At 63.7% G+C, this 4,305-nt stretch carries 4 protein-coding genes and 1 pseudogene; 3 read left to right on the forward strand and 2 right to left on the reverse strand.

Translation table 11 applies throughout. The features are described from left to right. Together VGO04_RS11950 and VGO04_RS11955 are read right to left on the reverse strand one after the other, a co-directional pair. Positions 1–189, reverse strand: a pseudogene (locus VGO04_RS11950) (signal recognition particle protein); the annotation flags it as partial. A 145-nt stretch (positions 190–334) separates the two neighbouring features. Then, positions 335–814: a MarR family winged helix-turn-helix transcriptional regulator gene (locus VGO04_RS11955; RefSeq protein ID WP_327496174.1), complete on the reverse strand. Its 480-nt coding sequence runs from the start codon at positions 812–814 to the stop codon at positions 335–337. 120 nt (positions 815–934) lie between these two features. Here VGO04_RS11955 and VGO04_RS11960 point away from each other — a divergent pair, with 120 nt between their 5' ends. The 3 genes from VGO04_RS11960 (at position 935) to mtaB (ending at position 4,225) form a co-directional block, all read left to right on the forward strand. Beyond that, positions 935–1,951 carry an MBL fold metallo-hydrolase gene (locus tag VGO04_RS11960; RefSeq protein ID WP_327496175.1) on the forward strand — a complete coding sequence of 339 codons (1,017 nt, stop codon included), beginning with the start codon at positions 935–937 and terminating at the stop codon, positions 1,949–1,951. Between the two features lie 91 nt (positions 1,952–2,042). Then, complete coding sequence (gene dapF / locus VGO04_RS11965; protein ID WP_327496176.1) at positions 2,043–2,954, forward strand: diaminopimelate epimerase; 912 nt, start codon at positions 2,043–2,045, stop codon at positions 2,952–2,954. Then, positions 2,951–4,225 (forward strand): tRNA (N(6)-L-threonylcarbamoyladenosine(37)-C(2))-methylthiotransferase MtaB, encoded by a 1,275-nt coding sequence (gene mtaB, locus VGO04_RS11970; RefSeq protein ID WP_327496177.1) that lies wholly within the window; start codon positions 2,951–2,953, stop codon positions 4,223–4,225. The genes dapF and mtaB overlap by 4 nt, the downstream gene beginning before the upstream one ends. Positions 4,226–4,305: the final 80 nt, after the last annotated feature.

Here is a 4,305-nt window from a genome sequence, read left to right on the forward strand (position 1 = left end):
AGCGGAAACATCGGCTTCCGACAATGCGCCGCGGCCGGTCAGTCCATTCAATATGGAACCAAGGCGGTCCTGGAGGCTCTCGAACATTCTCACTTCCTTCTGGTTTCCGGTGGCGATCAACTCGCCGGAAACGTGGGTTCCTTCGCCAGGAAAACAAGGCGCAAAGCCAAAAACCACCCGAGGGCGCAACGCGCTGTCGGATGTTGACCTCCGGGTTCTCTTTACACCTTTACGGGACCCGGTCGGCGGCTTCGAAGTCTTGAGCTTGCGAAGGAATTGGCCGGGATAAACAGGAAAGCTCAGTAAAAGTCAAGGACGGCGGGGAAATACGCCGTCAGGGCGCCTCTTCAGCCGCTGCGTCGAGTTCACCTGCCAACTCTTCGAACGCAGCCGCGACGCGCGTCATGACGCGCAGCGCCGCCACGGTTTCCGTCTGATTGATGTCGCCGAGCATGGCGTGCAGCAGTTCGACCTCGCGGCGATGGATCTCCTCGAAGAGCTCTCGTCCGGCGACCGTCGGGGCGCAGAGATAGGCGCGCCGGTGCTCCGGGTTCGGCCGCGTCTCAAGCAGCTTCTTCTCGATCAGCCCCGTCACGACGCGAAGCACGAACTGTCGCTTCATCGACAGGCGCCGCCCCGCATCTGGCACGGTCAGCGATTGTTCGCAAAAAAGCTCCAGCACCGCCCGCTCCGCCACGGATATGCCGGCGCCGTCGAGCATATGCTCTGCCGAGCGCTGCATGTTGAGATGGATGGAGCGAACTAGCCTGAGGGTCTTGTAGAGGCGTTCCTGCGGATCGAATCGGACAAGCATGGGATCAAGATAGCAATCCAGTTGCTACCTTCAAGATTTTGTTAAGTTCCGGCCTTCCAGAGCAGGCGCCGGCGCCCCATCTGACGAAATCACGGACGATATCGCGCTCAAAGGCTCTGCATGAAGAAGACGCCGAACCCCTACTATCAAGGACCCGTCACCGATCATTTCGACGGCGCCCGTTTCTTCAATCCCGGCGGCAAGCCGCCCAAGGGTGCGGCCGACCTTCTGCGCTGGCAGTTCGGCGGCGGCAAGGTTCGCTGGCCGGCACACAATCCAAGTCCGTTCGCACAGGCAAAGCCCGAGATCAGTGTCGAAGGCGAACGGCTGCGCGTCACCATGGTCGGCCACGCGACGCTGCTGATCCAGGTGCACGGCGTCAACATCCTGACCGACCCCGTCTGGTCGCATCGCGCCAGCCCCTTTGCCTTTGCCGGCCCGCAGCGCCGCAACCCGCCCGGCATCGAACTCGACGACCTGCCGCCGATCGACATCGTGCTCGTCACCCACAATCACTACGATCACCTCGACGTCGAAACGCTGGCAGCCCTTCACGAGGAACATGGGCCAAGGATCGTCACCCCGCTCGGCAACGACACGATCATCCGCCGTGCCGTTCCCGATGCCGAGATCAACGTGGTTGACTGGAGCGACCGGCTGGACTGCGGTGACGACATCGTTCTTCACGCAGAACCCTGCCATCACTGGTCGGCCCGCGGCTCGCGCGACCGGCGCATGGCGCTCTGGGCAGCCTTCGTTCTGGAGACGCCGGCGGGCAAGATCTACCACGTCGGCGACACCGGCTTTCACGACGGCATCAACTATCGCGCGGCCCGCGAAAAACACGGGCCCTTCCGTCTCGCCAATCTGCCTTTCGGCGCCTACGAGCCGCGCTGGTTCATGCAGGACCAGCACCAGAACCCGGAAGAGGCAGTCCGCGGCATGATCGATTGCGCAGCAGCCCATGTTGCCGGCCATCACTGGGGCACCTTTCGCCTGACCGACGAAGGGGTGGACGAGCCGCGACAGGCACTCGAGCGGGCGTTGGATGCGGCCGGCATCGCCCGCAGCCGTTTCCGGCCGTTGCGCCCAGGTGAAGTTTTCGAGGTGCCTGCCCTCGCGCCGGCCCGAGAATGAACGCGGCACTGGTAATTTCCGGGCTTTTCAGCCATATACAGCCCAAATGAAGGGTGCCCGCTAGAGGCGGGCCGGTTTGGACCATCGCCACATGACCGACAACGTGCCATTTGCCAGGATGAACGGGCTTGGAAACAAGATCCTCGTCGTTGACATGCGCGGCCGGAAGGATCGGGTAGCGCCGGCGGCCGCGATCGCGCTCAATGCCGATCCGGCAACCGCCTTTGACCAGATCATGGCGATCCACGACCCGAAGGCCCAAGGCACGGACGCCTGGATCGATATCGTCAATTGCGACGGTTCCATGGCCCAGGCCTGCGGCAACGGTACCCGCTGCGTCGTCCAGGCGCTTGCGGCGGAAACCGGCAAGAAGGCCTTCACCTTCCAGACCATCGCCGGCATCCTGAATGCCAGGGAGCACGAGGACGGCACCATATCGGTCGACATGGGCACGCCGGTCTTTGCCTGGGACAGGATCCCGCTTGCCGAAGAGTTTGCCGACACGAGCCGCATCGAGCTGCAGATCGGCCCCATCGACAATCCTGTCCTGCATTCGCCCTCGGCCATGTCGATGGGCAATCCGCATGCGATCTTCTGGGTCGACAAGGATCCGATGTCCTTCGATCTCGACCGCTTTGGCCCACTGCTCGAAAACCATCCGATGTTCCCCGAGCGTGCCAACATCACACTGGCGCAGGTGCTTTCACCTTCGTCGCTGCGCACCCGCACATGGGAGCGCGGCGCCGGGCTGACGCTTGCCTGTGGTTCGGCGGCTTGTGCCGCCGCCGTCAGCGCCGCACGCACCGGCCGCACCGGCCGCAAGGTAACGATCGACGTCTCCTCGGCGCCCGCCCCGGCAAAACTCACGATCGAATGGCTGGACAGCAACGATCATGTCGTGATGACCGGCCCTGCCGAATGGGAATGGTCCGGCACGCTGAACCCGACCACCGGCACCTGGCAGCGCGACGAAGCCGAGGCGAGCGGAGCGCGGGCGCTTTGAGCGGCGTCGAGGTCATAACCTTCGGCTGCCGTCTCAATACCTACGAATCCGAAGTGATGCGGGCGGAAGCCGAGAAGGCCGGGCTCAACAACGCCATCCTCGTCAACACCTGCGCCGTCACCGGTGAGGCCGTGCGCCAGGCACGCCAGGCGATCCGCCGCGCGCGCCGCGACAACCCGCATGCCCGCATCATCGTCACCGGCTGCGCCGCCCAGACGGAAAAGGAAACCTTTGCCAAAATGGCCGAGGTCGACGCCGTGCTCGGCAACGAGGAAAAACTCAAGAGCGCTTCCTACCGTTCGCTGCCCGATTTTGGCGTATCGGCGGAAGAAAAGCTGCGCGTTAACGACATCATGAGCGTGCGCGCCACCGCCCCGCAGATGGTCAAGCACATCGACGGCCACGTGCGCGCCTTCATCCAGGTGCAAAACGGCTGCGACCACCGCTGTACCTTCTGCATCATTCCCTATGGCCGCGGCAATTCCCGTTCCGTGCCGATGGGCGCCGTCGTCGACCAGGCGCGCAAGCTGGTCGAGACGGGCTATTGCGAGATCGTCCTGACCGGCGTCGATGCGACCAGCTACGGCGCCGACCTGCCGGGCACACCAACGCTCGGCCTGCTGGCAAAAACACTGTTGAAGCAGGTGCCGGAGATCCGCCGCCTGCGCCTGTCCTCGATTGACGGCATCGAAGCCGACAGCCACCTCTTCGACCTGATCGCCGACGAGGTGCGCTTCATGCCGCATCTGCATCTGTCGCTGCAGCATGGCGACGACATGATCCTCAAGCGCATGAAGCGCCGGCATTCGAGCGCCGACGCGCGCGCTTTCACCGACGAAGTGCGCCGGCTGCGCCCCGACATCAGCCTCGGCGCCGATATGATCGCCGGTTTTCCGACCGAGACGGAAGAGATGTTCGAGAATGCCGCGCGTCTCGCCGTGGATTGCGGCATCGCGCATCTGCACGTCTTCCCCTATAGCCCACGTGCCGGCACGCCGGCGGCACGCATGCCGCAGCTCGACCGCGGCCTGGTCAAGGAGCGCGCCGCAAGGCTGCGCGCTGTCGGCGCAACGCTCTACGCACGCCACCTTGACGGCATGGTGGGCAGCGAACAGGCGATCCTGGTCGAGAACAACGGGCTTGCCCACACCGAGAACTTCACGCTCGTCGATGCAGCCGGCCTCACACCGCGCGCGCTTGTCCCGGTCCAAATCACCGGCCACAATGGCAAGCATCTGACGATGCAGGTAAAACAGATGGCTGCGGCCTGATTTATGCGGAATTCCTGAATGGCAATGGGTTTCATCAAGAGGATCTTCACCTTCGGCAAGAGCGAGGTGGAGGAAACGAA

Origin of the sequence: Ensifer sp., from assembly GCF_035999185.1 — a bacterium.
Classification (GTDB): domain Bacteria; phylum Pseudomonadota; class Alphaproteobacteria; order Rhizobiales; family Rhizobiaceae; genus Ensifer.

Bases quoted from the DNA above. Each gene is read 5' to 3' on its own strand.
- VGO04_RS11955 (WP_327496174.1), bottom strand. From the start codon at position 814: ATGCTTGTCCGATTCGATCCGCAGGAACGCCTCTACAAGACCCTCAGG.
- VGO04_RS11960 (WP_327496175.1), top strand. From the start codon at position 935: ATGAAGAAGACGCCGAACCCCTACTATCAAGGACCCGTCACCGATCAT.
- dapF (WP_327496176.1), top strand. From the start codon at position 2,043: ATGACCGACAACGTGCCATTTGCCAGGATGAACGGGCTTGGAAACAAG.